The sequence below is a fragment of the Kytococcus sedentarius DSM 20547 genome (genome assembly GCF_000023925.1).
Classification (GTDB): domain Bacteria; phylum Actinomycetota; class Actinomycetes; order Actinomycetales; family Dermatophilaceae; genus Kytococcus; species Kytococcus sedentarius.
This window is the reverse complement of record NC_013169.1, coordinates 1,578,059-1,600,069: the sequence shown is the minus strand read 5'-3', so window position 1 is coordinate 1,600,069 and position 22,011 is coordinate 1,578,059. Positions and strand designations below refer to the sequence as shown.

22 protein-coding genes, 5 tRNA genes and 1 riboswitch are annotated in these 22,011 nt (G+C 71.9%); of the genes, 17 read left to right on the top strand and 10 right to left on the bottom strand.

What is annotated here, in order from left to right; all coding sequences use genetic code 11:
* Positions 1-37 precede the first annotated feature (37 nt).
* Positions 38-1,099, top strand: a complete 1,062-nt coding sequence (locus KSED_RS07630) for a DNA polymerase domain-containing protein (protein WP_015779522.1) — start codon at positions 38-40, stop codon at positions 1,097-1,099.
* A 224-nt stretch (positions 1,100-1,323) separates the two neighbouring features.
* Here KSED_RS07630 and KSED_RS07625 read toward each other — a convergent pair whose 3' ends face one another.
* Together KSED_RS07625 and KSED_RS07620 are read right to left on the bottom strand one after the other, a co-directional pair.
* Positions 1,324-1,653: a hypothetical protein gene (locus tag KSED_RS07625; RefSeq protein WP_015779521.1), complete on the bottom strand. Its 330-nt coding sequence runs from the start codon at positions 1,651-1,653 to the stop codon at positions 1,324-1,326.
* Positions 1,654-1,714: 61 nt separating this feature from the next.
* Positions 1,715-2,815, bottom strand: a complete 1,101-nt coding sequence (locus tag KSED_RS07620; RefSeq protein ID WP_015779520.1) for an ATP-dependent DNA ligase — start codon at positions 2,813-2,815, stop codon at positions 1,715-1,717.
* 87 nt (positions 2,816-2,902) lie between these two features.
* On the opposite strand from KSED_RS07620, the gene glpK reads away from it, so the two are divergent.
* Together glpK and KSED_RS07610 are read left to right on the top strand one after the other, a co-directional pair.
* The gene (gene glpK / locus KSED_RS07615) at positions 2,903-4,447 is read left to right on the top strand and encodes a glycerol kinase GlpK (RefSeq protein WP_015779519.1); all 1,545 of its coding nucleotides are present in this window, start codon (positions 2,903-2,905) and stop codon (positions 4,445-4,447) included.
* Positions 4,448-4,503: 56 nt separating this feature from the next.
* Positions 4,504-5,721, top strand: a complete 1,218-nt coding sequence (locus KSED_RS07610; RefSeq protein WP_015779518.1) for an alpha/beta hydrolase family protein — start codon at positions 4,504-4,506, stop codon at positions 5,719-5,721.
* Here the strand turns inward: KSED_RS07610 and KSED_RS07605 are convergent.
* The gene (locus tag KSED_RS07605; RefSeq protein ID WP_015779517.1) at positions 5,690-6,379 is read right to left on the bottom strand and encodes a dihydrofolate reductase family protein; all 690 of its coding nucleotides are present in this window, start codon (positions 6,377-6,379) and stop codon (positions 5,690-5,692) included. The two genes, KSED_RS07610 and KSED_RS07605, sit on opposite strands and share 32 nt — an antisense overlap.
* A gap of 25 nt (positions 6,380-6,404) precedes the next feature.
* Here KSED_RS07605 and KSED_RS07600 point away from each other — a divergent pair, with 25 nt between their 5' ends.
* The 4 genes from KSED_RS07600 to KSED_RS07585 all read left to right on the top strand — a co-directional run bounded on the left by KSED_RS07600 (position 6,405) and on the right by KSED_RS07585 (position 10,548).
* Positions 6,405-7,478 (top strand): polyphosphate kinase 2 family protein, encoded by a 1,074-nt coding sequence (locus tag KSED_RS07600; RefSeq protein ID WP_015779516.1) that lies wholly within the window; start codon positions 6,405-6,407, stop codon positions 7,476-7,478.
* Positions 7,479-7,551: 73 nt separating this feature from the next.
* The gene (locus tag KSED_RS07595) at positions 7,552-8,400 is read left to right on the top strand and encodes an aldo/keto reductase (RefSeq protein WP_015779515.1); all 849 of its coding nucleotides are present in this window, start codon (positions 7,552-7,554) and stop codon (positions 8,398-8,400) included.
* Between the two features lie 2 nt (positions 8,401-8,402).
* The gene (locus KSED_RS07590; RefSeq protein WP_015779514.1) at positions 8,403-9,782 is read left to right on the top strand and encodes a protein adenylyltransferase SelO; all 1,380 of its coding nucleotides are present in this window, start codon (positions 8,403-8,405) and stop codon (positions 9,780-9,782) included.
* A gap of 1 nt (position 9,783) precedes the next feature.
* Positions 9,784-10,548, top strand: coding sequence for a DUF72 domain-containing protein (locus KSED_RS07585; RefSeq protein ID WP_015779513.1), 765 nt, complete (start codon positions 9,784-9,786; stop codon positions 10,546-10,548).
* A 43-nt stretch (positions 10,549-10,591) separates the two neighbouring features.
* On the opposite strand, the gene KSED_RS07580 is transcribed toward KSED_RS07585, so the two are convergent.
* The 5 genes from KSED_RS07580 to KSED_RS07560 all read right to left on the bottom strand — a co-directional run bounded on the left by KSED_RS07580 (position 10,592) and on the right by KSED_RS07560 (position 11,985).
* Positions 10,592-10,667 (bottom strand) — tRNA-Gly (locus KSED_RS07580).
* A gap of 40 nt (positions 10,668-10,707) precedes the next feature.
* A tRNA-Val gene (locus KSED_RS07575) sits at positions 10,708-10,782 on the bottom strand.
* 44 nt (positions 10,783-10,826) lie between these two features.
* Positions 10,827-10,897, bottom strand: a tRNA-Cys gene (locus KSED_RS07570).
* A 36-nt stretch (positions 10,898-10,933) separates the two neighbouring features.
* Positions 10,934-11,006: transfer RNA gene (locus KSED_RS07565), tRNA-Gly, on the bottom strand.
* Positions 11,007-11,154: 148 nt separating this feature from the next.
* Complete coding sequence (locus tag KSED_RS07560) at positions 11,155-11,985, bottom strand: thioesterase family protein (RefSeq protein ID WP_015779512.1); 831 nt, start codon at positions 11,983-11,985, stop codon at positions 11,155-11,157.
* Positions 11,986-12,032: 47 nt separating this feature from the next.
* On the opposite strand from KSED_RS07560, the gene KSED_RS07555 reads away from it, so the two are divergent.
* The 4 genes from KSED_RS07555 to thrS all read left to right on the top strand — a co-directional run bounded on the left by KSED_RS07555 (position 12,033) and on the right by thrS (position 15,775).
* Positions 12,033-12,974, top strand: a complete 942-nt coding sequence (locus KSED_RS07555) for an aminotransferase class IV (protein ID WP_015779511.1) — start codon at positions 12,033-12,035, stop codon at positions 12,972-12,974.
* On the top strand, positions 12,971-13,453 hold the full coding sequence (locus KSED_RS07550; RefSeq protein ID WP_015779510.1) for a TIGR02611 family protein: 483 nt from the start codon (positions 12,971-12,973) through the stop codon (positions 13,451-13,453). The genes KSED_RS07555 and KSED_RS07550 overlap by 4 nt, the downstream gene beginning before the upstream one ends.
* Before the next feature lie 107 nt (positions 13,454-13,560).
* Positions 13,561-13,634, top strand: a tRNA-Val gene (locus KSED_RS07545).
* A gap of 158 nt (positions 13,635-13,792) precedes the next feature.
* Positions 13,793-15,775 (top strand): threonine--tRNA ligase, encoded by a 1,983-nt coding sequence (gene thrS / locus KSED_RS07540; RefSeq protein WP_015779509.1) that lies wholly within the window; start codon positions 13,793-13,795, stop codon positions 15,773-15,775.
* Positions 15,776-15,871: 96 nt separating this feature from the next.
* Here thrS and KSED_RS07535 read toward each other — a convergent pair whose 3' ends face one another.
* Positions 15,872-16,360, bottom strand: coding sequence for a C40 family peptidase (locus tag KSED_RS07535; protein ID WP_041290897.1), 489 nt, complete (start codon positions 16,358-16,360; stop codon positions 15,872-15,874).
* A riboswitch (cyclic di-AMP (ydaO/yuaA leader) is annotated at positions 16,361-16,522 on the bottom strand.
* Positions 16,523-16,709: 187 nt separating this feature from the next.
* On the opposite strand from KSED_RS07535, the gene KSED_RS07530 reads away from it, so the two are divergent.
* Positions 16,710-17,273 carry an HIT family protein gene (locus KSED_RS07530; RefSeq protein ID WP_015779507.1) on the top strand — a complete coding sequence of 188 codons (564 nt, stop codon included), beginning with the start codon at positions 16,710-16,712 and terminating at the stop codon, positions 17,271-17,273.
* 85 nt (positions 17,274-17,358) lie between these two features.
* Here KSED_RS07530 and KSED_RS07525 read toward each other — a convergent pair whose 3' ends face one another.
* Positions 17,359-17,625 carry a GlsB/YeaQ/YmgE family stress response membrane protein gene (locus KSED_RS07525; RefSeq protein ID WP_015779506.1) on the bottom strand — a complete coding sequence of 89 codons (267 nt, stop codon included), beginning with the start codon at positions 17,623-17,625 and terminating at the stop codon, positions 17,359-17,361.
* A 180-nt stretch (positions 17,626-17,805) separates the two neighbouring features.
* Here KSED_RS07525 and pgsA point away from each other — a divergent pair, with 180 nt between their 5' ends.
* The 5 genes from pgsA to pdxT are packed head-to-tail and all read left to right on the top strand — an operon-like array spanning position 17,806 to position 21,855.
* The gene (pgsA, locus tag KSED_RS07520) at positions 17,806-18,441 is read left to right on the top strand and encodes a phosphatidylinositol phosphate synthase (protein WP_041290896.1); all 636 of its coding nucleotides are present in this window, start codon (positions 17,806-17,808) and stop codon (positions 18,439-18,441) included.
* Positions 18,438-19,634 (top strand): glycosyltransferase family 4 protein, encoded by a 1,197-nt coding sequence (locus tag KSED_RS07515; RefSeq protein ID WP_015779504.1) that lies wholly within the window; start codon positions 18,438-18,440, stop codon positions 19,632-19,634. Before pgsA ends, KSED_RS07515 begins: the two co-directional genes overlap by 4 nt.
* Positions 19,631-20,266 (top strand): hypothetical protein, encoded by a 636-nt coding sequence (locus KSED_RS13665; protein WP_015779503.1) that lies wholly within the window; start codon positions 19,631-19,633, stop codon positions 20,264-20,266. The genes KSED_RS07515 and KSED_RS13665 overlap by 4 nt, the downstream gene beginning before the upstream one ends.
* A gap of 57 nt (positions 20,267-20,323) precedes the next feature.
* On the top strand, positions 20,324-21,220 hold the full coding sequence (gene pdxS / locus KSED_RS07505; RefSeq protein ID WP_015779502.1) for a pyridoxal 5'-phosphate synthase lyase subunit PdxS: 897 nt from the start codon (positions 20,324-20,326) through the stop codon (positions 21,218-21,220).
* Positions 21,217-21,855 carry a pyridoxal 5'-phosphate synthase glutaminase subunit PdxT gene (gene pdxT / locus KSED_RS07500; RefSeq protein ID WP_015779501.1) on the top strand — a complete coding sequence of 213 codons (639 nt, stop codon included), beginning with the start codon at positions 21,217-21,219 and terminating at the stop codon, positions 21,853-21,855. Before pdxS ends, pdxT begins: the two co-directional genes overlap by 4 nt.
* The last annotated feature ends 156 nt before the right edge of the window (positions 21,856-22,011 follow it).

The window sequence follows — 22,011 nt, the reverse complement described above, 5'->3', positions numbered from 1 at the left end:
GCGAACAAATCCGCACCCGCGCCGCTAGTCTCGACGCATGGCCAGCAAGGCAACCACCCTCGAGGTCCCCGGTCCCGACGGGCAGGTCCGTTCCCTCCGCCTCTCTAGTCCCGACCGGGTGATGTGCCCCGCCGGTGACCAACCGGGGTCCACGGACGTCACGAAGCTGGACCTCGCCGAGTACCTCGTCGCGGTGGCCGGCCGCTTCCTCGAGGCGAATGCCGACCGGCCGGTCACCCTGCAGCGCTTCCCCACGGGCATCTTGGGGGAGGAGTTCTACTCGAAGAACCCGCCCAAGGGCGCGCCGGACTTCCTGCGCACCACCACCTGCACCTACCCGAGCGGGCGCTCGCACGAGCAGGTGGTCCTCGACGAGATCGGGGCTGCCGTGTGGGCCGCCCAGATGTCCACGCTGACCTTCCACCCCTGGCCGGTGCGGACGAGTGACCACTCCGGGGAGCTGCTCAACGACTGCCCCGATCAGGTGCGCCTCGACCTGGACCCGATGCCGGGGCGAGGCTTCGCCGACGTGGTCACCATCGCCCGTGCGGCCCGGGACCTGCTCGACGAGCTGGGTCTGACCGCCTACGTGAAGACCTCCGGCAACCGGGGCCTGCACGTGTTCGCCGCCATCGAGCCGCAGGCCGAGTTCCTGGACGTGCGCCACGGGGTGATCGCCATCGCCCGCGAGCTCGAGCGGCGCCTCCCGGAGCTCGTGACCACCCGCTGGTGGAAGGAGGAGCGCGGTGACAAGTGCTTCATCGACTTCAACCAGCACTGTCGCGATCGCACCCTGGCCGGCGCCTGGAGCCCCCGCGCCCTGCCCGGGGCTCCGGTCTCGCTCCCGGTCGCCTGGGACCGCCTCGATGGCGTGACCCCGGGCGAGGTCGTCATCCCCACCATCGCCGACCACCTGGCCGAGCCCGACCCCTGGGCGGGCATGCTCGAGCACCGGGCCTCGTTCAGCCGGGCCATGGACCTGTGGCAGGCCGACCTCGAGCGCGGACTGGGGGAGGAGCCGTTCCCGCCGGACCACCCGAAAATGCCGGGTGAACCACCCCGGGTGCAGCCCTCGCGGGCACGAGCCCAGAGCACCTGAACGCAGACTCACCACGGACCTCCCGACAACTCGGGCGGTTCGTGACTCCACGGTGGCGTGCGCAGCGGACACGGGGCACCCCGCCTGTGAGTCGGTGTTCTCGGTTCCCATGACTCACCCCCGCGAGCCGCTGCGGCCGAAACCCCCTGTCCCGACCTCGTCCACCCACTCTAACACATGTTCTAGTTCAGCGCCACCCGCTAACCGTACATGTGGACGAGCACTCAGTCGTCTCGATGCCCCCGCGCCGCCCGCGTCAGCCGCTGGGCCCGCGCCGCCAACAGGCCCGTCCCCGCCAACAGCAGCAGCAGCGCCACCACGGTCACCAGCGCCAGCGGCAGCCACCCCATGCCCTGCCAGCCCAGCACCAGCAGCGCCGCGGCCACCATCAGCGCCACGATCGACATCGACCGCACCACCCCCTTCACGGGCACCGGCAACGCCCCGCTGCGCGCCATCATCAGCACTCCCACCCCGCCGGTGACGGCCGCCGCCACGGCTCCGGGGACCCAGGAGGTGTCGGTGGCGTTGGCTTCCAGCAGCAGGGGCGTCATCGCTTCTCCAGGGTGTGTGGGGGAGTGCAGGGTCACCGCGCGAGGCGGCCGGGGCGCGACCTCAGGAATCCGCGGCCAGCACGGCGTTCAGATCGTATCCGGAGGCCACGTCAACCTGCTCCAGGGTGCACTCGGTGGGCCCCTTGTCCTCCCGCCAGCGGACGAACCGCACCGCGTGCCGGAACCGGTGCCCCTCCAGCTGGTCGAAGGCCACCTCCACCACCCGCTCGGGCCGCAGCGGCACGTAGCTGGTGTCCTTGGCCGAGGTGAACCGGTTGCGTTCCCGCTCGGCCGCCGCCACCGAGCCGTCCGCCGTCCGCACCACCAGAGGCTCCAGCTCCTCGGCCAGCTCCAGCCGCCGGGCCGCGGTGAACGCCGAGATGCCGCCCACAGGCACCAGTTCCCCACCGGAATGGAGGCCCAGCAGCAACGACCCCACGCCCGCGCCGCTCTTGTGCACCCGGTAGCCCACCAGCACCGCATCGGCCGTGCGCTTGTGCTTGACCTTCAGCATCGTGCGCTTCCCGGGCTCGTACGGACTGTCCAGCCCCTTCGCCACGATGCCGTCCAGCCCCGCCCCCTCGAACTGGGTGAACCACCGCGCGGCCTCGTCCGCATCGGTCGTCGCGCGCGTCAGGTGCACCCCCCTCGATGCGGGAAGCCCACCCACCAACGCCGCCAACCTCTCCCGGCGGGTCGCGAAGGGCTCCTCGAGCAGCTCCCCGGAGTCGTCGGCGAGCAGGTCGAAGCAGATCACCTCCCCGGGCGTCTCGACCGCCAGCTTCTCGATGCGGGAGGCCGCCGGGTGGATGCGCTGCGAGAGTGCGTCCCAGTCCAGCCGCTCGGTCCCGGGCTCGCCGGAGCGCACCACCAGCTCGCCGTCGACGATCGCCGGCGCCGGGATGGCGCGCACCTTCTCGACCACCTCCGGGAAGTACCGCGTCAGCGACTTCCCACTGCGCCCGATGAGGTCGACCGCGTCGTCCCCCTCGCCCGCGGCCGTCGCGGCGTCGGCCCGGGCGCCCCGTACGACGAGGATGCGGAAACCGTCCCACTTGGGCTCGTAGCTGCAGCCGCCCGGGAGCGCGTCGGGGGAGGGCACGCTCGTGGCGGCCTTCGCGAGCATCACGCCCGGGAGCGTCCCGGCATCGGCTGTCGTCATGCCTCCAGTGTGACCCACGGGGGTGCGGTGTGGGGGTCGCAGCGTGGGCGCCGTGAATGCCCTGGTGACCCGTGGCAGGGTGCCCCCATGAGCAGCCCCCGCTACGTGCTCGCCCTGGACCAGGGAACCACCAGCACGCGCGCCATCGTCTTCGACCACGACGGCCGCATCGTCGCCTCCGACCAGCTGGAGCACGAGCAGGTGCTGCCCCGGCCGGGGTGGGTGGAGCACGACCCGATGGAGATCTGGCGCACCACCCGCACGGTGTTGGGAGGGGCCCTCACCGCCGCGGACACGAACGCCTCGCAGGTGGCGGCGCTCGGTATCACCAACCAGCGGGAGACGACCGTGGTCTGGGACCGCCACACCGGGCAGCCGGTGTACAACGCCATCGTCTGGCAGGACACGCGCACCCGCGCCGACGTGGAGGAGCTCGCCGGTGAGCCCGGTGAGGACGGCGAGCCGATGGGGGACGGCCGCTTCCGCGACGTGTGCGGCCTGCCGTTGACCACCTACTTCGCCGGCCCGAAGCTGCGCTGGATCCTGCACCACGTCGAGGGGGCCGCCGAGCGGGCCGCGGCCGGGGACCTCCTGTTCGGCACGACGGACTCGTGGGTGATCTGGAACCTGACCGGCGGCCCGCGCGGCGGGGTCCACGTCACGGACGTCACCAACGCCTCGCGGACGATGCTGATGGACCTGCGCACCCTGCAGTGGGACCCCGGCGTCTGCGAGGACCTGGACATCCCGATGTCGATGCTCCCGGCGATCCGCTCGTCCTCCGAGGTCTACGGCGTCGTGGACAGCGACAGCATCCTGGCCGGCGTCCCCGTGGCCGGCGCCCTGGGTGACCAGCACGCAGCCACCCTGGGACAGGCCTGCTTCACCCCGGGCATGGCCAAGAACACCTACGGCACGGGCAACTTCCTGCTGCTCAACACCGGCAGCGAGCCGGTGACCTCCCACCATGGGCTGCTGACCACGCTGTGCTGGAAGCTCGGCGAGGACGACCCGGTGTACGCCCTGGAGGGATCCATCGCGGTCACCGGCTCCCTGGTGCAGTGGCTGCGCGACAACATCGGCCTCATCGGCACCGCCGACGAGGTGGAGGAGCTGGCCGCCACCGTCGAGGACAACGGCGGCGCCTACTTCGTGCCGGCCTTCTCGGGGTTGTTCGCCCCGCACTGGCGGTCCGATGCGCGAGGGGCCCTGGTGGGGCTGACCCGTTACGTGAACAAGGGCCACATCGCGCGTGCCGTGCTGGAGGCCACCGGTTTCCAGACCCGCGAGGTGGTGGACGCGATGCGGGCAGACGCACGGGAGCTCGACCTCCAGGTGAGCGAGCTGCGGGCCGATGGGGGCATGACGGTCAACGAGACCCTGATGCAGTTCCAGAGCGACGTCCTGGGCCTTCCCGTCCTCGTGCCGGAGGTCAGCGAGACCACGGCGTTGGGCGCGGCCTACGCGGCCGGGTTGGCGATCGGGTTCTGGCAGGACACCGCAGAGCTCGCCGCCCACTGGCGCGAGTCCCGCCGCTGGGAGCCGCAGATGACCGCAGAGGTGCGCGAGCGGGAGGTGCGCCGCTGGTCCAAGGCCGTCGAGCGCACCCTGGACTGGGTGGAGGACGAGTGAGGCCCCACGCCCCGGCAACTGTCCATGCCTCCAGCGACCCTGCGTAGGATCGCCCCATGGCACTGACGGCCGCCATGTGGCGACGCATCGGGGCGGTGACCGGCTGGGTGGTCGGGAGCACCGCCGCCGTCACGGGTGCCGCCGTGGTGGGCACCGCGGCCTACTTCGGCCGTCGCGTGCTCACCCCCGATGCGGTGCACCCCGACGACTGCGAGCTCCTGGCCGTCGACACCCACCTGCGCACCGTCACCCTCGCGGCCAACGGTCTGACCCTGCAGCCCGGTCGCTACGGGCTGTGGCTGAAGGGCGGTGACGGGCACCTGCGGTTCAGCGACGTCATCGAGCACCACGAGGACACCGGGCGCGTGGTGCGCCGGTTGGACACGGTGGACGACGAGCTCCCGGAGCCCGGCCCTGCCCGGCTCAACCCGTACTACTTCCCGCGCGACCCGCAGCAGGCCCTGGGCCTCGCGGCGCGGGACCTGAGCCTGACCTCCGACATCGGGGACTTCCCGTGCTGGCAGGTGCTCCCCGAGGGCGTCGCCGACGGGCCGGCGCTGCGCCACGACCGCTGGATGGTCACCGTCCACGGACGCGCCGCGCGCCGCGAGGAGGGCTTCCGCGCCATCGCCCCCTTCCGCGAGGCCGGCTACGCCTGCCTGGTGCCCGCCTACCGCAACGACACCGAGGCGCCGCGCAGCGCCGACGGCCGCTACAACCTGGGCCTCACCGAGTGGCGAGACATCGACGCCGCGCTGCAGCACGCCGTGGAGCACGGCGCCACCGAGATCGTCCTGGTCGGCTACTCGATGGGGGGAGCGATCGTCCTGCAGACCCTCGCCCAGTCGACCCATGCCGATGCGGTGTCCTCCGTCGTGCTGGACGCTCCGGTCGTCGACTGGGGGCGGGTGCTCTCGCACGCCGCCAGCCGGGCGCGGGTGCCGGCGGGGGTGGAGCAGCTGGCCCGGCACCTGATGGGGCGTGAGGAGGCCAAGTTCCTCTTCGCCATCAGCGAGCCGCGCGACCTGGCGCTCATGAACTGGCTGGACCGCGCCGGCGAGCTGCGCCACCGGATGCTGGTGATCCACTCCCGCCAGGACGAGGTGGTCCCCGTGGCCTCATCCCGGGAGCTGGCCGAGCTGCGCCCGGACCTGGTGACCCTCAGCGAGTGGCCCGCCGGCATGCACTGCCGGGAGTGGAACACCGACCCGCAGGGGTGGGAGCAGGTGGTGCAGCGCTTCGTCACGCGCCAGGACTCCTCCGCCAGCGGCTGAGCACCACGGAGTCCTCCTCCAGCATCCCGGCCAGCTCCCACCGCAAGGGGGTGGACAGCGCGCCCGGGAGCGAGCCCTCGCCACCACCGATGTGGGTGGGCGCCAGGGTCTGGCACCACTCGTCCACGAGCTCCTCGGTGAGCAGTTGCTGCCAGATCGACGGCCCGCCCTCGCAGAGCACCACGCGGTGGCCCGCGTCGCGCACGTCCTGAAGCACGCCGGCGAACCCGTCGCGCGCGTCGACCGTCAGGACCCGGTCGGCCCCGGTCAGCTCCGCCCCGAGCTCGCCACTGCGGGACACCACGGCCAACAGCGGTGGCTCCTCGCCCAGTCCGGCAGCGGTCCGGAAGGGCGCCCAGCGCGGGTCGACGGTCACCGGCCGGTAGGCCTCCCGGCGGGCGGTGGAGCCACCCACCAGCACCACGTCGCACAAGGCACGCAGGAGCCCGAACACCCGGGCGTCGGGCTCCGTGCCCAGCGAGCCGCTCACCCCATCGGGCCCGGTCACGGCGCCGTCCAGGGAGGTCACCAGGTTGGTGCGCACCCACAGTCCGCGGGTGCGGGCGGCACCCAGGCTCACCGCATCGAGGGGTGGGGCGTAGAGCTCGGCCAGGTCGGCGTCGGCGAGGGGCGCCTGGCCGGTCATCAGGTCACGCATGCAGACAGGGTGGCAGAGTGGGTTCATGGGAAAGAAGAAGGACGCCAAGAAGAAGCTCGAGAAGGTCGAGAAAGCAGCGAAGGCTCAGAAGAAGGAGCTCACGAAGGAGCTCAAGGAGGCCGCGAAGGTCCGTGAGCAGGCCGAGCGGGAGGCGGCCGGTGCCATCGAGCCCGGCGCCACGCCCTTCAGCGACGCCCTGCGGGTGGACACCGGCTTCCGGCTGGAGGAGGTCGACCCGCGGTCCACGCCGGCCTTCACGGGCAACAAGGTGCAGGGAAAGCTGGCCATGGCCGCCAGCAACGACGAGCTCGACGAGCTGCAGGAGCGGCTGTGGGCGGCCGGCACCCGGGGGGAGAAGCGCCGTCTGCTGCTGGTCGTGCAGGGCATGGACACCTCCGGCAAGGGCGGCGTCATGCGCCACGTGATCGGTGCGATGGACCCGCAGGGCGTGCAGATCGCGGCCTTCAAGGCACCCACGGCGCAGGAGAAGAAGCACGACTTCCTGTGGCGCATCCGCAAGGAGCTGCCCGAGCCGGGTCACGTCGGGGTGTTCGACCGCTCCCACTACGAGGACGTGCTGGTGGCGCGCGTGCACGACCTGGTGCCGCCGGAGAAGTGGAAGGAGCGCTACAAGCTCATCAACGCCTTCGAGCGCGAGCTGGCCGACGAGGGCATCACCATGGTCAAGGTGATGCTGCACATCTCGCCGCAGGAGCAGTCCGAGCGGCTCATGGAGCGGCTGGAGCGCCCGGACAAGCACTGGAAGTTCAACCCCGGCGACCTCGACGAGCGTGAGTACTGGGACGACTACCAGGAGGCCTACCAGGTGGCCCTCACGCGCTGCTCCACCCAGGGCGCCCCGTGGTTCGTCGTGCCGGCCGACCGCAAGTGGTACGCCCGCCTGGCGGTGCAGCAGCTGGTGCTGGAGCACCTGCACGCGCTGGACCTCCAGTGGCCCGAGGCGGACTTCGACGTCGAGGCCAACACCGAGCGCCTGCGCGAGCAGATCGCCGCTCGTGAGCAGGCCGAGGCCGAGGCTGCCGCGCAGGCGGTCGCGGAGCTCGAGGCCGAGACCGAGACCGAGGCTGCACAGGACTGATCCCCCGCAGCGGGAACACGAACGCCGTCCGGGGTGCTGACCACGGGGACACCCACCGATGAGGAGGCCACCCATGGCAGCACCCCAGGACGTCCCCACGATCACCCTGAACAACGGGGTCGAGATGCCCCAGGTGGGCTTCGGGGTCTTCAAGGTCCCCCCGCGCGAGACGCAGCAGGCGGTGGAGACGGCGCTCGAGGCCGGGTACCGCCACATCGACACCGCTGCGGGCTACGCCAACGAGGAGGCCGTCGGCAAGGCGCTGCGTGCCTCCGGCATCCCGCGCGAGGAGTTGTTCGTCACCACCAAGCTCCGGAACGGTGAGCAGGCCGCCGGCACCGCCCGCGCCGCCTTCGAGACCAGCTTGGAGCAGCTGGGCCTGGACCGGGTGGACCTCTACCTGGTCCACTGGCCCGCCCCGGGCCTGGGCACCTACCGCGAGGCGTGGGCGGACCTGGAGCAGGGCTTCCGCGACGGTCTGGCGCGCGCCATCGGCGTGTCCAACTTCCTGCCGCACCACCTGCGGGACCTGCTCCAGGGCTCCACGGTCGTGCCGGCGGTCAACCAGATCGAGCTCCACCCCAGCTTCCAGCAGCCCGAGACCCAGCAGGCCTCGCGCGAGCACGGACTGGCCGTCGAGGCCTACGCCCCGCTGGGACAGGCCAAGGACCTCGACCTCCCGGCGATCACCCGCATCGCCCAGGAGAAGGGCGTCACGCCCGGCCAGGTGGTCCTGCGCTGGCACCTGCAGGAGGGCCGCATCGTGATCCCCAAGTCGGTCACGCCCGAGCGGATCGCCTCGAACATCGACCTGTTCGGCTTCGAGCTGAGCCAGGGAGACATGGCCGAGATCACCGGGCTGGACACCGACACGCGCCTCTTCCCGAACCCGGACGAGGCCAACTTCACGCAGATGGACTGAGCATGACCCCCTTGCCCCACCTGGTGCAGGGGTACGCCGCGGCCCTCCCGGAGCTCTCGCAGCCCTGGGAGGCCGCGTCGGTGCCCGAGCCCCGGCTGCTCGCCCTCGACGAGGCCGTGGCCGCCGACCTCGGTCTCGATGCGGGGTGGCTGGCCTCCGCGGCCGGCCTGGCCTTCCTGACCGGGGACCTCTCGGCGCTGCCCGACGCGCCGCCGACCGTCGCCCAGGCCTACGCGGGGCACCAGTTCGGCGGATTCTCCCCGTTGCTGGGCGACGGGCGGGCGCTGCTGCTGGGCGAGCTCACCGACGCCGCGGGCCGCACCGTGGACCTGCACCTCAAGGGATCGGGCCGCACCCCTTTCGCCCGCGGCGGCGACGGCAAGGCGGCCGTGGGCCCGATGCTGCGGGAGCACCTCATGAGCGTCTTCGTGCACGCCGTGGGCATCCCGACCACCCGGTCCCTGGCCGTGGTGGCCACGGGGGAGCAGGTGCTGCGGGAGGTCGCCCTGCCCGGGGCCGTGCTGGCCCGGGTGGCCTCCAGCCACCTGCGCGTGGGCACCGTCCAGCACGCCGCGGCATCCCACGGCCCGGAGGTGACCGCGCGCCTGGTGCGGTACGCCCTGGAGCGGCACCACCCGGAGCTGCTGGGAACCCCCGAGCCCCCCGCCCTGGCGCTGCTGCGTTCCGTGGCGGACGCCCAGGCCCGCCTGGTCGCGCAGTGGATGGGCGTCGGCCTGGTGCACGGGGTGATGAACACCGACAACATGACCCTCTTGGGCGAGACCATCGACTACGGGCCCGTCGCCATGCTGGAGGCCCACGACCCGCAGGCGGTTTTCAGCTCGATCGACACCCAGGGCCGCTACGCCTACGGCAATCAGCCGGCGATCGCGCAGTGGAACCTCGCGCGGCTCGCCGAGGCGCTGCTGCCCCTCATCGACGACGACGCCGACGCGGCGGTGGAGCGGGCCACCGAGGTGGTCACCGGCTTTGCCCAGACCTACCGGGCGGAGCACACCGCCGTGTTCTCCGCCAAGCTCGGCCTGGCCGAACCCGATGCGGGGCGGGTGGCCGAGTACCTCGAGCACCTGACCGCCGAGGGACTGGACCACACCGCGTCCTTCCGCGCCCTGGCCGACGAGGCCGAGGCGGCGGGCGATCCCGAGAGGGCAGCGCGCCTGCGGGCCGTGAACCCGGTCTACGTCCCGCGGAACCACGTGGTCGAGGAGGTGCTCGCCGCAGCGACCGCGGGCGACCTCGCGCCCTTCGAGCGGCTGGTCGGTGCGCTGCGCGAGCCCTTCACCGAGCGCCCGGGCCTGGACGACCTCGCACGCACGGCTCCGGAGGGCTGCCCGCCCCACGTGACCTTCTGCGGGACCTGAGGTGGACGTCCGCATCGGCACCTCCGGGTGGACCTACAAGCACTGGCGCGGGACCTTCTACCCCGACGAGCTGCGGGTGAAGGACCAGTTCGACTACTACGCCGAGCACTTCGACACCGTCGAGCTGGACGGATCGCACTACCGCTGGCCCTCCGACGGCACGGTCGAGGGGTGGCGCGACCGGATGCCCGACGGCTTCGACATGGCGGTGAAGGCCTCGCGCTACCTGACGCACTTCCGCAAGCTGGGCGAGCCGCAGGACTGGGTGGAGCGCATCACGCACACGATGGACCTGCTGGGCGACCACGCGGGGCCGCTGGTGATGCAGCTGCCGGCCAACCTGGCGCGCGACGACGACCGGCTGGGCCACTTCCTGGGCCTGCTGCCCGAGCGGGTGCGGGTGGCCGTGGAGTTCCAGCACGAGAGCTGGCTGGAGGGGCTGGACGACGGGGTCCTGGACCTGCTGGACCACCACGGCGCCGGGTTCGTGGTCTCGGTCATCGCCGAGCAGGAACCCATCGTCCGGGCGGCGGGACGCCTGGCCTACGTGCGCTTCCACAACGCCGACCCGAACTGGCGCTACGGCGGGTCCTTCTCCGATGAGGAGCTGGCCGCCTGGGTGCCGCGCCTGGCTGAGCTGACCGATGGCGGGCGCCCCGCGTACGTGTACTTCAACAACGACAACCACGGCCACGCGGCGTTCAACGGGCTCACCCTGCGGCGGATGCTCGACGACCGCCGGCTGCTCGACGACGCGGGGGAGTAGCCATGCAGAAGGCCCGCACCCTGGGGGTGCGGGCCTTCTGACGTGGAGCGGACAACCGGGCTCGAACCGGCGACCTCAACCTTGGCAAGGTTGCGCTCTACCAACTGAGCTATGTCCGCCTGCGCGGGGCGTCCGGCCGGAGCCGGGGCGCCACTGCGCTGGTGGGCGATACTGGGTTTGAACCAGTGACCTCTTCCGTGTCAAGGAAGCGCGCTACCACTGCGCCAATCGCCCGTGTCGGATCACTCCGACGTGCAGGTGACGGATGCGTCACCTCGAGGTGGAGACGGGATTCGAACCCGTGTATACGGCTTTGCAGGCCGCTGCCTCGCCTCTCGGCCACTCCACCATGAGGTCTGACCCTCGAGAGGTCGGAGGACCTCGGAGCGGACAACCGGGCTCGAACCGGCGACCTCAACCTTGGCAAGGTTGCGCTCTACCAACTGAGCTATGTCCGCCTGCGCGTTGCGACTGAGCCAATTCTCACGACCCGGTCCCGACGGCGCTGGGCAACAATAACCAAGTTCGTGCCCGCTGCCAAACCAGGGCGTGTCGACCGGCTCGCCGGCGCCGGCGCCCCGGGCCCCGCCGGCCCGGGGCGCGGCCTCAGAGCGACGCGGGCATCGGCCGCACGGTCAGCGACTGCTCGATGCGGGCGAAGGCGCCGTGGGCGTCGTGCATCCACGTGGAGGTCAGCCCGGCGCCCGTCGGACCCCACGCCACCTGCCCGTCGAGCCCCACCCAGCCGGGCTCGGGCTGGCGCCAGATGTGGATGCTGATCTCCACGTTCGGGAACATCCACTCCCGCGGGTCCTTGCGGGGGCCGATGCCGTTCGCCGTGTCCGACAGGCCCAGGGCGGCGGCGATGGGGGAGACCTCCTGGTCCTTGACCAGCGGCAGGTCGGTGCGCAGCCACGCCCGTCCGCGCCCCGGACCGTGACCCTCGATCTCCTTGAAGTCCAGCGAGCTGATGAATCCCCCGCTCCACATGTGCATGCCGTCCCACTCCGGCAGCGACCCCGGCTCGGGCAGGTGCTCGATCTCCTGGCCGGCGACCTCGGCGGTGTCCACCACCTGGATGCGCCAGGCGTGGGCGCGCACGACCACCCGGTCGCCGATCGTCATCGTCGCCTCGAGCAGCTCGATGGTGCGCCCCGGGCGCACGGTGCGGACCTCGATGGTGGACGGCATCGCAGGCATCACGCCATAGGCCTCCACGGTCAGCCGCGAGAGCTGCATGTCCTCGCGCGGCTCGTGGCGCATCACCTCGTGGGTCACCAGGCCGACCACCGGGGCCAGGTGGTGCTCCCAGGTGCGCCAGGCGCCCTGGATGTGGATCGTGGGCTGGTAGCGGCCGTCACCCAGTGGGAGGAAGTACGCATCCTCCCCGGTGGGGAGGTCGGCGACGATCTGGTCCGGGTCCGTCTGCGCTGTCATACCGGCAGCCTAGGTGGGGTGGGTCCACGCGGTCCTACAGTGGCCCCATGAACGACGTACAGCCCATCGTCTGGGTGAATGGCCGCCTCGTGCCGGCCGACCAGGCCGCCATCCTGCCCATCGACCACGGCATCACCGTCGGCGACGGGGTCTTCGAGACAGCCGAGGTCCGCGACGGCCGGGTCTTCGCACGTACCCGCCACCACGACCGGATGGAGCGTTCGCTCGCCGGCATCGGCCTGGCGCCGCTGGACCGGGCCCGGCTCGACGAGGGGATCGATGCGGTGCTGGCCGCCGCGGGCGAGAAGGGGAGCGTCCCACCGCTGGCGCGCCTGCGCTACACGGTCACCGGAGGGCGCGGGCCGCTGGGCTCGGGTCGCTACGAGACCGAGCCCACCTACATCGTGGCCCTGGCTGCCGACCCGGGCATGGAGGGGCCGACCACCGTCGCCGTGGGCCCGTGGCGCCGCAACCTGTACTCGACGGTCACCGGCCTGAAGACCACCTCGTACGCCGAGAACGCCGTGATGCTGCTGGCGGCCGGGCAGGTGGGCGCCACTGAGTGCCTGTTCGCCACCAGCGACGGCGACCTGTGCGAGGGCACCGGCTCCAACACCTTCGTCGTGACCGACGGGGTCGTGCGCACCCCGGGCCTGGACCGGGGGCCGCTGGCCGGCGTCACCCGCGGCCTGGTGATCGAGTGGGCCCGCGCGGCCGGCATCGAGGTCCGCGAGGAGCAGATGCCCATGGCGGACCTGGCCACGGCGGACGAGCTGTTCATCACCAGCTCCATCCGGTCGATCCAGCCGGTGGACCGCCTGGTGGAGATCGCCGAGTCGCCGGTCGCCACGGCGCCGGGCCTGGCCGCGCCGCCGGCACCCTCGCAGCAGCACGGGGTCTCGTTCGACCGTACGCTCGAGGTGGGGCCGGTGACTCGCCGTCTGCAGGAGCTCTTCCGCGAGAACGCTGCGGCCACCCCGGACCCGTGACCGCCACTCGTTGGGTGCCGCCGGGCCAGTCGGCGCCCACCGAGCCGGTCCCGTTGCACGAGCGCGACTGGGCGTGGCGCAACCGGCTGCGCGGCCTGCCGGGCGTGGGCCCGGTGTACAAGCTCCTGGTGGGACTGTCCGGGCTGGTGGTGGTCGTCGTCGGCCTCATCATGGTGCCCTTCCCCGGGCCGGGCTGGGCCGTGGTGTTCGTGGGCCTGTTCATCCTGGCCACCGAGTTCCCCTTCGCCTCCCGGGTGCTCTTCTGGGTGCGGGGCAAGGTGCTCGCCTTCGGCCACTGGCTCGCCCGTCAGGGGTGGGGGGTGCGGCTCGGCATGCTGCTGGTCACCTTCGTGGCGGCCACCGCCATCGTCTGGTGCATCGGCCTCCTCCTGGGGCACCCGCCGGGGATCCCGGCCCGCTGGGGTGACCTCCTCGTGGAGTGGGGCGGCGTGCCGCGCGAGCCGGTCTGGCGCCGCTGAGCGCGCCGGGGGACGGCGACCCCGGCACGCCCACCGGGCTGATTGGCGCGCGGGCTGGACGATGGGGTACTGTCTGCCGTCGCACCGACGAGTCGGTGCGAGTGCACGGGCGCATAGCTCAGTTGGTTAGAGCGTTCGCTTCACACGCGAGAGGTCAGGGGTTCGAGTCCCTTTGCGCCCACCGTCACCGCCCCGGGAGTCCACCAGGACCCCGGGGCGTTCGCGTGCCCGGCGGCTGGGGGAGAGGTGGCCGCCCGACGTAGACTGCCCGCCGGCGCCCGTCAGGGCACCGCGCACCCCATCGACGATGCAGCGACCGCTGCACGAACAGGAGAAGTCATGGCCCCCATCAGTCTGACCGTGAACGGCGCATCCCGTACGGCCGAGACGGGGACCACCGGCACCGATCTGTTCGGGGACGACCGCCGCGTGGTGGCGACCCGGGTGAACGGCGAGCTGCGGGACCTCTACCGGGAGGTCGCCGACGGCGACGAGGTCGAGGCCGTGCTCATCGACGAGCCCGACGGCCTGGACATCCTGCGCCACTCCGCCGCCCACGTGCTGGCGCAGGCGGTGCAGCAGGAGTTCGCGGACGCCAAGCTCGGCATCGGCCCGCCCATCACCGACGGCTTCTACTACGACTTCGACGTCGCCGAGCCCTTCACCCCCGAGGACCTGAAGAAGCTCTCCAAGACGATGCAGCGCATCATCAACGAGGGGCAGACCTTCGTGCGCCGTGAGGTCTCCGACGCGGACGCCCAGGTGGAGCTGGCCGGCGAGCCCTACAAGGTGGAGCTGATCGGCCTCAAGGGCGGCAGCGCCGAGGAGGCCGCCGAGGGTGCCTCGGCCGAGGTGGGCGGCGCCCAGCTCACCATCTACGACAACGTGCGCAAGGACGGCACCGTGGCCTGGGGAGACCTCTGCCGCGGCCCGCACCTGCCCAGCACCAAGCTCATCGGCAACGGCTTCGCGCTCACCCGCTCGGCGGCGGCCTACTGGCGCGGCTCGGAGAAGAACCCGCAGCTGCAGCGCGTCTACGGCACGGCCTGGCCCTCCAAGGAGGAGTTGAAGGCCTATCAGGAGCGCCTCGCCGAGGCCGAGCGCCGTGACCACCGCAAGCTCGGTGCCGAGATGGACCTCTACAGCTTCCCCGAAGAGGTCGGTCCCGGCCTGCCGGTCTTCCACCCCAAGGGCGCCATCCTGCGGCGCACCATGGAGGACTACGTCTGGAAGCGCCACGTGGAGGAGGGCTTCTCCTACGTGACCACCCCGCACCTGTCCAAGGAGGGGCTGTTCCACACCTCGGGCCACCTGCCCTACTACGCCGACGGCATGATGCCCGAGCTCGACGACGACGGGCAGGCCTACCGCATCAAGGCCATGAACTGCCCGATGCACAACCTGATCTACCGCTCCCAGCAGCGTTCCTACCGCGAGCTGCCGCTGCGATACTTCGAGTTCGGCACGGTGTACCGCAACGAGAAGTCCGGCGTGTTGCAGGGGCTCACCCGCGTCCGCATGATCACCCAGGACGACTCGCACTCCTACGTGACGCGCGAGCAGGCGCCCGGCGAGGTGAAGCACCTGCTGGACTTCGTGCTCTCGCTGCTGCGCGACTTCGGCATGGACGACTACTACCTGGAGCTCTCCACGCGCGCCGAGGAGGGTGACAAGAAGGACAAGTTCATCGGCACCGACGAGCAGTGGGCCGAGGCCACCGCGGTGCTGGAGCAGGTCGCGACCGAGACCGGGCTCGAGCTCGTGCCGGACCCGGGTGGCGCCGCCTACTACGGGCCCAAGATCTCGGTGCAGGCGCGGGACGCCATCGGGCGCACCTGGCAGATGTCGACCATCCAGTACGACTTCAACCAGCCCGAGCGCTTCGGCCTGGAGTACTCGGCGGCGGACGGCACGCGCCAGCAGCCGGTGATGATCCACTCGGCCAAGTTCGGGTCCATCGAGCGCTTCATCGGCGTCCTGGTGGAGCACTACGCCGGGCAGTTCCCGGTGTGGCTCGCCCCGGTGCAGGTGCTGGGCGTCCCGGTGGCCGAGGACTTCCAGCCCTACCTCGAGGACGTCCTGGCCCAGATGCGGGCCCAGGGGATCCGCACCGAGATCGACGCCAGCGACGACCGCTTCCCCAAGAAGATCCGCAACGCGAGCAAGTCGAAGGTGCCCTTCACCCTCATCGCCGGTGGCGAGGACCGCGATGCGGGCGCCGTCTCCTTCCGCTTCCGCGATGGTTCCCAGGAGAACGGGGTCCCGGTGGCCGACGCGATCGCCCGGATCCGCGAGGCGATCGACACCCGCGCCCAGGTCTGAGGAGCGCGGCGCCGGAGACACGACCGAGGGGCCGACACGTTCGCGTGTCGGCCCCTCGGGTCAGTCACTCGCTCCCGCGGGGGAGCGGACCGCTGCTCAGTAGAAGCGGCGGGTGGTGTAGCGCCAGGTCCAGATGCGGTCGCACACGACGCGACGGCCCGGACGCGGGGAGTGGAAGATGTAGTCGCGGCCGTTCCACGGCACGTAGAAGCCGACGTGCGAGGCGTGGTTGTAGTTGCCGATGAAGAGCATGTCGCCCAGCGTGGCGTAGCGCTTCGAGATGGCGCGGGCGCGGCGGTACTGCGTGGTGGCCGTGCGCGGCAGCGTGATGCCGTGGCGGGCGTGGGCCCACTGCACCAGGCCGGAGCAGTCGAAGGAGTAGGGGCCCTCGGCGCCGTACACGTAGGGGTAGCCCTCGCGGGTCCGCGCGGTGCGGTAGATGGAACGGCGGAAGGACTGCGTCATGGCGTTGGCGTCGGAGGCGCCACCCACGGTGAGGGCGGTGGCACCGGCCGCGGCGGCCGCACCGGTCAGCATCGTGCGACGGTTGACGACAGCAGGGATTTCAAAGGTCGTTGCAGACATGAGGGATCTCAGGATCGCTTGCGAAGCATGACCTGTCGGGTTCGGCTCCTGTGAAACCGGCCAGAGGGACATCTGGCTTCACCCCAAGACGACTGGAGGTCGTCGGGATTGGGTGCTCCGTTCCCACCATCGACTTTCGTCGGACACCAGCGACGACATGGTGGGACTCAGCGGGTCATCGCCACCCCCGCAAGGGAACGAGGGCGGGCTCAACGTAGGACAGATCGGCAGGGAGATCAACCCCAGGGTGGATGCCCAGCGAAAATCACAGTGACAGAATGGTTTTCGAAGGCGCTGAGGGCGCGGGGCGGCGGAAGGGCCGCGACCGGGGGATGACTAGGCTCCACCCATGAGCGAGCTCCCCGAGTCAGCGGCCGACCTCCCCGGCGTCCCCGACGGCTTCCAACGCCTGTGGGTGCCCCACCGGATGGCCTACCTCGAGGCGAACCCCTCGCGCGGGGGCGAGCCGGCGGGCTGTCCCTTCTGCGACAACCCCCGGCGCAGCGATGCCGACGGGCTGATCGTCGCGCGCGGTGAGCACTGCTTCGTGGCCATGAACCTCTTTCCGTACAACCCCGGCCACCTGCTGGTCTGCCCCTACGAGCACGTGCCGGAGTACCTGGACCTCGCGGGCGACGCGCTGGCCGAGTTCACGGCCCTGACCCGACAGGCCCTGCGCACCGTGCGGGCCGTCTCCGGGTGCCACGGCTTCAACCTGGGTATGAACCAGGGGGCGATCGCCGGCGCCGGGGTCGCCGAGCACCTGCACCAGCACGTGGTCCCGCGGTGGGCCGGGGACGCGAACTTCTTCCCCATCGTGGCCCGGACGAAGGCGGTGCCGCAGCTGCTGGAGGACACGCGTGCCGCACTCGCCGAGGCCTGGGGGGACCACGCCGAGGAGCCGGCGCCCTGAGCCACCTGGCCCCCACCGGACGGCGCAGGGCACACGAAAGGGCCCCGCCGGACGAGTCCGACGGGGCCCTTCGCTCCGGGGAGGGTCAGCGGCGACCGGTGACCTTGCCCACGATGAACAGCAGCAGGCAGGCGCCCACGATGGAGGCCAGGAAGCTCGGGATGCTGAACGGGTCGTCCATGAAGTTGCCGTCAGCGAAGAGCAGGTTCCACAGGAAGCCGAACAGCGCGGCGCCGATGACGCCGACGATGATGTTGGCCGGAATGCCCATGGAGGCATCCGTACCCATGATCTTGGAGGCGATCCAGCCGGCGATGCCGCCGACGACGACCCAAGCGATGATGGTCCACATAGCGGACTCCTTTCGTCAGTGCCCTCGAGTGGGGGTGCGCCGCAGGTGTGCGACAAGAGGGCGCTCGTGGTCAACCCTAGTCGCTGCGAACACCTTTGTCCCGCACATCCGCTCAGTGCCCGTCATGTCACATCCCGGCCCGTCCGGGAGCGTCTCCGCGGCGACTAGTCTGTGCCCGCCATGTTGAACCGTCATGCCCGTCCCGCGCTCGCGCGCGTCGTCGACCCCGCGGCGCGCACCCTGTTGCGCGCCGGTGTGGGGCCCGATGCGGTGACGGTCCTGGGCACGGTGGGCGTGGTGGCCTCGGCCCTGTGGTTCTTCCCGCGGGGGCAGTTCCTGGCCGGCACGCTCGTTGTCACGGTGTTCGTCCTGTCGGACCTCCTGGACGGTGCGATGGCCCGCCAGCAGCAGCGCACGAGCGCCTGGGGGGCCTTCCTGGACTCCACCTGTGACCGCGTCGGTGACGCGGCGGTGCTGCTCGGCATCGCCTGGTGGGCGCTGCGCTCCGCCGCGGAGGGAACCGAGGCGCCGCTGTCCGCGGACCACGCCACCCTCCTGGGGGTGCTCACCCTCAGCGGCCTGGTCGTCGGGTTCTTGGTGAGCTACGTCCGTGCCCGCGCCGAGGGCCTAGGGGTGCGGGCCGACATCGGGATCGCCGAGCGGGCCGAGCGCCTGCTGCTCGTCCTGGTCACGACCGGCCTGGTCGGGCTGGGGCTGCCGCACGCCGCGCTGACCGTGGCGATGGGGGTCCTCACCCTCCTGGGGGCCGTCACGGTGGCGCAGCGCGCGGCCGCCGTCCGCCGGGAGGTGGCGTGACGCGCCACATCGGCTTGGTGTGCCCCTTCCCGGTGGACGTCCCCGGGGGGGTCCAGGCGCACGTGCGAGACCTGGCGGGGGCCCTGCAGGCGGAGGGGCACCGGGTCAGCGTGCTGGCCCCGGTGACCGGCTCGGGCGCGGCCCTGCGCAGCGCCGCGCGTGCAGACGCCGACGCACCACTCGAACCGGTCGCAGCCGGGGCCTGGGGACTGGTCGACGGCGTGGGGCTCACGGTCGTGCCGGGCGCCCTGCGGGTGCCCTACGTCGGGTCGGCCTCGCACGTCACCTCCGGCCAGCTGCCGCGACGAGCGGTAGAGGCCTGGGTGCGGACCACGGCGCCGAGCTTGCTGCACCTCCACGAGCCGCTGGCCCCGAGCCTGTCCTTGACCGCTGCGGACGTCGTGGGTGACCGGTTGCCTCTGGTGGCCACCTTCCACAACTCGCTCACGCCCGGTCACGCCGTGCGGCAGGTGCTGCCCCTGGTCCGGGAGGTCCTCGCGCCGCTGGCTGCCTCGATCGCCGTCTCACCCGGGACCCGGGACTCGGTGCGCGAGTGCCTCGGGGTGGACCCGTGGGTGATCCCCACCGGTGTGCGGGTGCACCGCTTCACCGACCCCGCGCCCCGGGCACCGTGGGCCGAGGGCCCCGGGCGGCCCACCCTCGCCTTCATCGGGCGGTCCAGCGAGCACCGCAAGGGGTTGTCGCAGCTGCTGCAGGCGCTGCCCGGCATCGTCCGACGCACGCCCGGTGCCCGCGTGTTCGTCGCCGGGCCGGGCCAGGTCGAGGCGCGCAGCATGGTCGAGCGGGACTTCCCGGAGTTCCGCACCACCATCGTGTGGCTGGGCGAGCTCTCCGAGCAGGACAAGGCCTCCCTCATGCGCAGCGTCACCGTGATGGTCGCCCCGCAGGTGACGGGCGAGAACTTCGGCATCACGCTGGTGGAGGCCATGGCGGCCGGCGCCCCGGTGGTGGCCAGCGACCTGCCCGCGTACGTCTCCGTGCTGCAGGGCGCTGGCCGGCATTTCCGGGCCGGGGACGCCGCCGACCTCGCCCGCGTGCTCGAGGACGTCGTGCTCGACCCGCCCCTGCGGGAGAGGATGCGGCAGGCCGGCCGGGCGCGCGCCGCCCGCTTCGACTGGCAGGTGGTGGGACAGGAGGTCATGGGTGTCTACGACGAGGTGGAGGGACGATGAGGGCCGCTGACCTGAACCCCGTGGGGTGGGTGGAGGCGCTGGGTGTCGGGGCGCTCGCAGGCCTGCTCGTGCTCGCGGCCGGTGCGTTGTGGCTGTGGCGCTCCCGCGCCGCCGGCCGGGCGCGGGAGGCGCGTGCCCGCATCGAGGCCTCCCGGGCCGCCCTGGACGCTGCGCTCATGCGGCGAGCGCTCGCTGCCCGCGAGTTCGTCGGGCTGGGCTGCCTGGACCCGTCCAGCTCCGTGATTGTGCTGCGCACCATCGGAGACGTCCTGGACGCCTGTGACGGCGGGGCCGAGGGGGACCTGCTGGGCCCCGAGCGCCTGGAGGCCGAGGAGCACCTCACCGAGGCCCTGCGCCGGGCCTTCCACTCGCGGCACGGGGGCGCCGACGAGGACGGGTCGACCGGACCGCAGAGCCAGTCGGCCAAGCGGGCCCTGGCCCTGGCCTCCGAGCGCGTGCACGCCCTGCGCCTGCGGCACAACGAGGTGGTGCAGTCGACCCGGCCGCTGCTGTCCGGTCGTGCGGTGCGCCTGCTGGGGGTCGAGCGCGGCGCCCCGCGCCCGGAGCTGCTGCAGGTGGAGGACGACGTGCCTCACTTGCGGCCCGGCGGTGAGGGGCGCCCCGTAGACTGATCCGTGGCGCTCCCCGTCCCGGGAGCCGCCTCCCCGTACACCGAAAGGCACACCGACGTGACTGAGCAGAACCCGACCACCGGCACCGCCCGTGTGAAGCGCGGCATGGCCGAGATGCTCAAGGGTGGCGTGATCATGGATGTGGTCACCGCCGAGCAGGCCCGCATCGCCGAGGATGCCGGCGCCGTGGCGGTGATGGCTCTGGAGCGCGTCCCGGCCGACATCCGCACCCAGGGCGGTGTGGCGCGCATGAGCGACCCGGACCTCATCGACGGGATCATCGACGCCGTCTCCATCCCGGTCATGGCCAAGGCACGCATCGGTCACTTCGTCGAGGCGCAGGTGCTGCAGTCCCTGGGCGTCGACTATGTGGACGAGTCCGAGGTGCTGACCCCCGCCGACTACGCGAACCACATCGACAAGTTCGCCTTCGACGTGCCCTTCGTCTGCGGCGCCACCAACCTGGGCGAGGCGCTGCGCCGCATCACCGAGGGTGCCGCGATGATCCGTTCGAAGGGCGAGGCCGGCACCGGCGACGTCTCGAACGCGACCACCCACATGCGCACCATCCGCGCGGAGATCCGTCGCCTCACGACGATGGCCGAGGACGAGCTCTACGTGGCCGCCAAGGAGCTGCAGGCGCCCTACGAGCTCGTCAAGGAGGTGGCGCAGGCCGGCAAGCTGCCGGTCGTGCTGTTCACCGCCGGCGGCATCGCCACCCCCGCCGACGCCGCGATGATGATGCAGCTCGGCGCCGAGGGCGTGTTCGTGGGCTCGGGCATCTTCAAGTCGGGCAACCCGGCCGAGCGCGCCAAGGCGATCGTCCAGGCCACCACCTTCCACGACGACCCGGCCAAGATCGCCGAGGTCTCCCGCGGTCTGGGTGAGGCCATGGTCGGACTGAACGTCGAGGGCATCGCCGAGCCGCACCGGCTGGCCGAGCGCGGCTGGTGACGACTCCGCTCATCGGGGTCCTGGCCGTCCAGGGCGACGTGCGCGAGCACGTCGAGGCCCTCGAGGCCCGTGGCGCCTCCACCCTGCGGCTGCGCCGCCCCGAGGAGGTCGACCGCATCGACGGGCTGGTCGTCCCCGGGGGTGAGTCCACCGTCATGGACAAGCTCTGCCGGCTGTTCGGCCTGGTCGCGCCGCTGCGGGACCGCATCGCCGACGGCCTGCCGGTCTACGGCTCGTGCGCGGGCATGATCATGCTCGCCGACGGCGTGCTTGACGGGCACCGCGACCAGCAGACCCTCGGCGGCATCGACATGACGGTGCGGCGCAACGCCTTCGGGCGCCAGGTGGACTCCTTCGAGACCGACCTGTCGATGCCGGTGCTGGGGGAGGACGCCGACCCGGTGACGGCGGTGTTCATCCGTGCCCCGTGGGTGGAGCAGGTGGGGGACCGGGTGGAGGTCCTGGCCCGGGTGCCCCACCGGGCCGTGGCCGGTGACGCCGCGAAGGAGGCGGCGGCCGACCGCATCGTGGCCGTGCGGCAGGGGAACCTGCTCGCGACCTCCTTCCACCCCGAGGTGACCGGCGACCGTCGCGTGCACGAGCTGTTCGTCCAGATGGTGCGCTCTGCCGCCTGAGAGGTCGCCGGGCGGTCTGCCGCGGCTGGGTGTCGGCGCGGGTCGATAGGATGGCGCGCCGACCGGGCTCAGGAACCCTGCGTTCCCGTGCGCCCGGTCCGCGCGGCCGCTACGCGCTCGTCCGATCGCGGCCGTCCGCACCAGAACTCGTACCGA

Bases quoted from the DNA above. Each gene is read 5' to 3' on its own strand.
- KSED_RS07630 (WP_015779522.1), top strand. From the start codon at position 38: ATGGCCAGCAAGGCAACCACCCTCGAGGTCCCCGGTCCCGACGGGCAG.
- KSED_RS07625 (WP_015779521.1), bottom strand. From the start codon at position 1,653: ATGACGCCCCTGCTGCTGGAAGCCAACGCCACCGACACCTCCTGGGTC.
- KSED_RS07620 (WP_015779520.1), bottom strand. From the start codon at position 2,815: ATGACGACAGCCGATGCCGGGACGCTCCCGGGCGTGATGCTCGCGAAG.
- glpK (WP_015779519.1), top strand. From the start codon at position 2,903: ATGAGCAGCCCCCGCTACGTGCTCGCCCTGGACCAGGGAACCACCAGC.
- KSED_RS07610 (WP_015779518.1), top strand. From the start codon at position 4,504: ATGGCACTGACGGCCGCCATGTGGCGACGCATCGGGGCGGTGACCGGC.
- KSED_RS07605 (WP_015779517.1), bottom strand. From the start codon at position 6,379: ATGCGTGACCTGATGACCGGCCAGGCGCCCCTCGCCGACGCCGACCTG.
- KSED_RS07600 (WP_015779516.1), top strand. From the start codon at position 6,405: ATGGGAAAGAAGAAGGACGCCAAGAAGAAGCTCGAGAAGGTCGAGAAA.
- KSED_RS07595 (WP_015779515.1), top strand. From the start codon at position 7,552: ATGGCAGCACCCCAGGACGTCCCCACGATCACCCTGAACAACGGGGTC.
- KSED_RS07590 (WP_015779514.1), top strand. From the start codon at position 8,403: ATGACCCCCTTGCCCCACCTGGTGCAGGGGTACGCCGCGGCCCTCCCG.
- KSED_RS07560 (WP_015779512.1), bottom strand. From the start codon at position 11,985: ATGACAGCGCAGACGGACCCGGACCAGATCGTCGCCGACCTCCCCACC.
- KSED_RS07555 (WP_015779511.1), top strand. From the start codon at position 12,033: ATGAACGACGTACAGCCCATCGTCTGGGTGAATGGCCGCCTCGTGCCG.
- thrS (WP_015779509.1), top strand. From the start codon at position 13,793: ATGGCCCCCATCAGTCTGACCGTGAACGGCGCATCCCGTACGGCCGAG.
- KSED_RS07535 (WP_041290897.1), bottom strand. From the start codon at position 16,360: ATGTCTGCAACGACCTTTGAAATCCCTGCTGTCGTCAACCGTCGCACG.
- KSED_RS07530 (WP_015779507.1), top strand. From the start codon at position 16,710: ATGAGCGAGCTCCCCGAGTCAGCGGCCGACCTCCCCGGCGTCCCCGAC.
- KSED_RS07525 (WP_015779506.1), bottom strand. From the start codon at position 17,625: ATGTGGACCATCATCGCTTGGGTCGTCGTCGGCGGCATCGCCGGCTGG.
- pgsA (WP_041290896.1), top strand. From the start codon at position 17,806: ATGTTGAACCGTCATGCCCGTCCCGCGCTCGCGCGCGTCGTCGACCCC.
- KSED_RS13665 (WP_015779503.1), top strand. From the start codon at position 19,631: ATGAGGGCCGCTGACCTGAACCCCGTGGGGTGGGTGGAGGCGCTGGGT.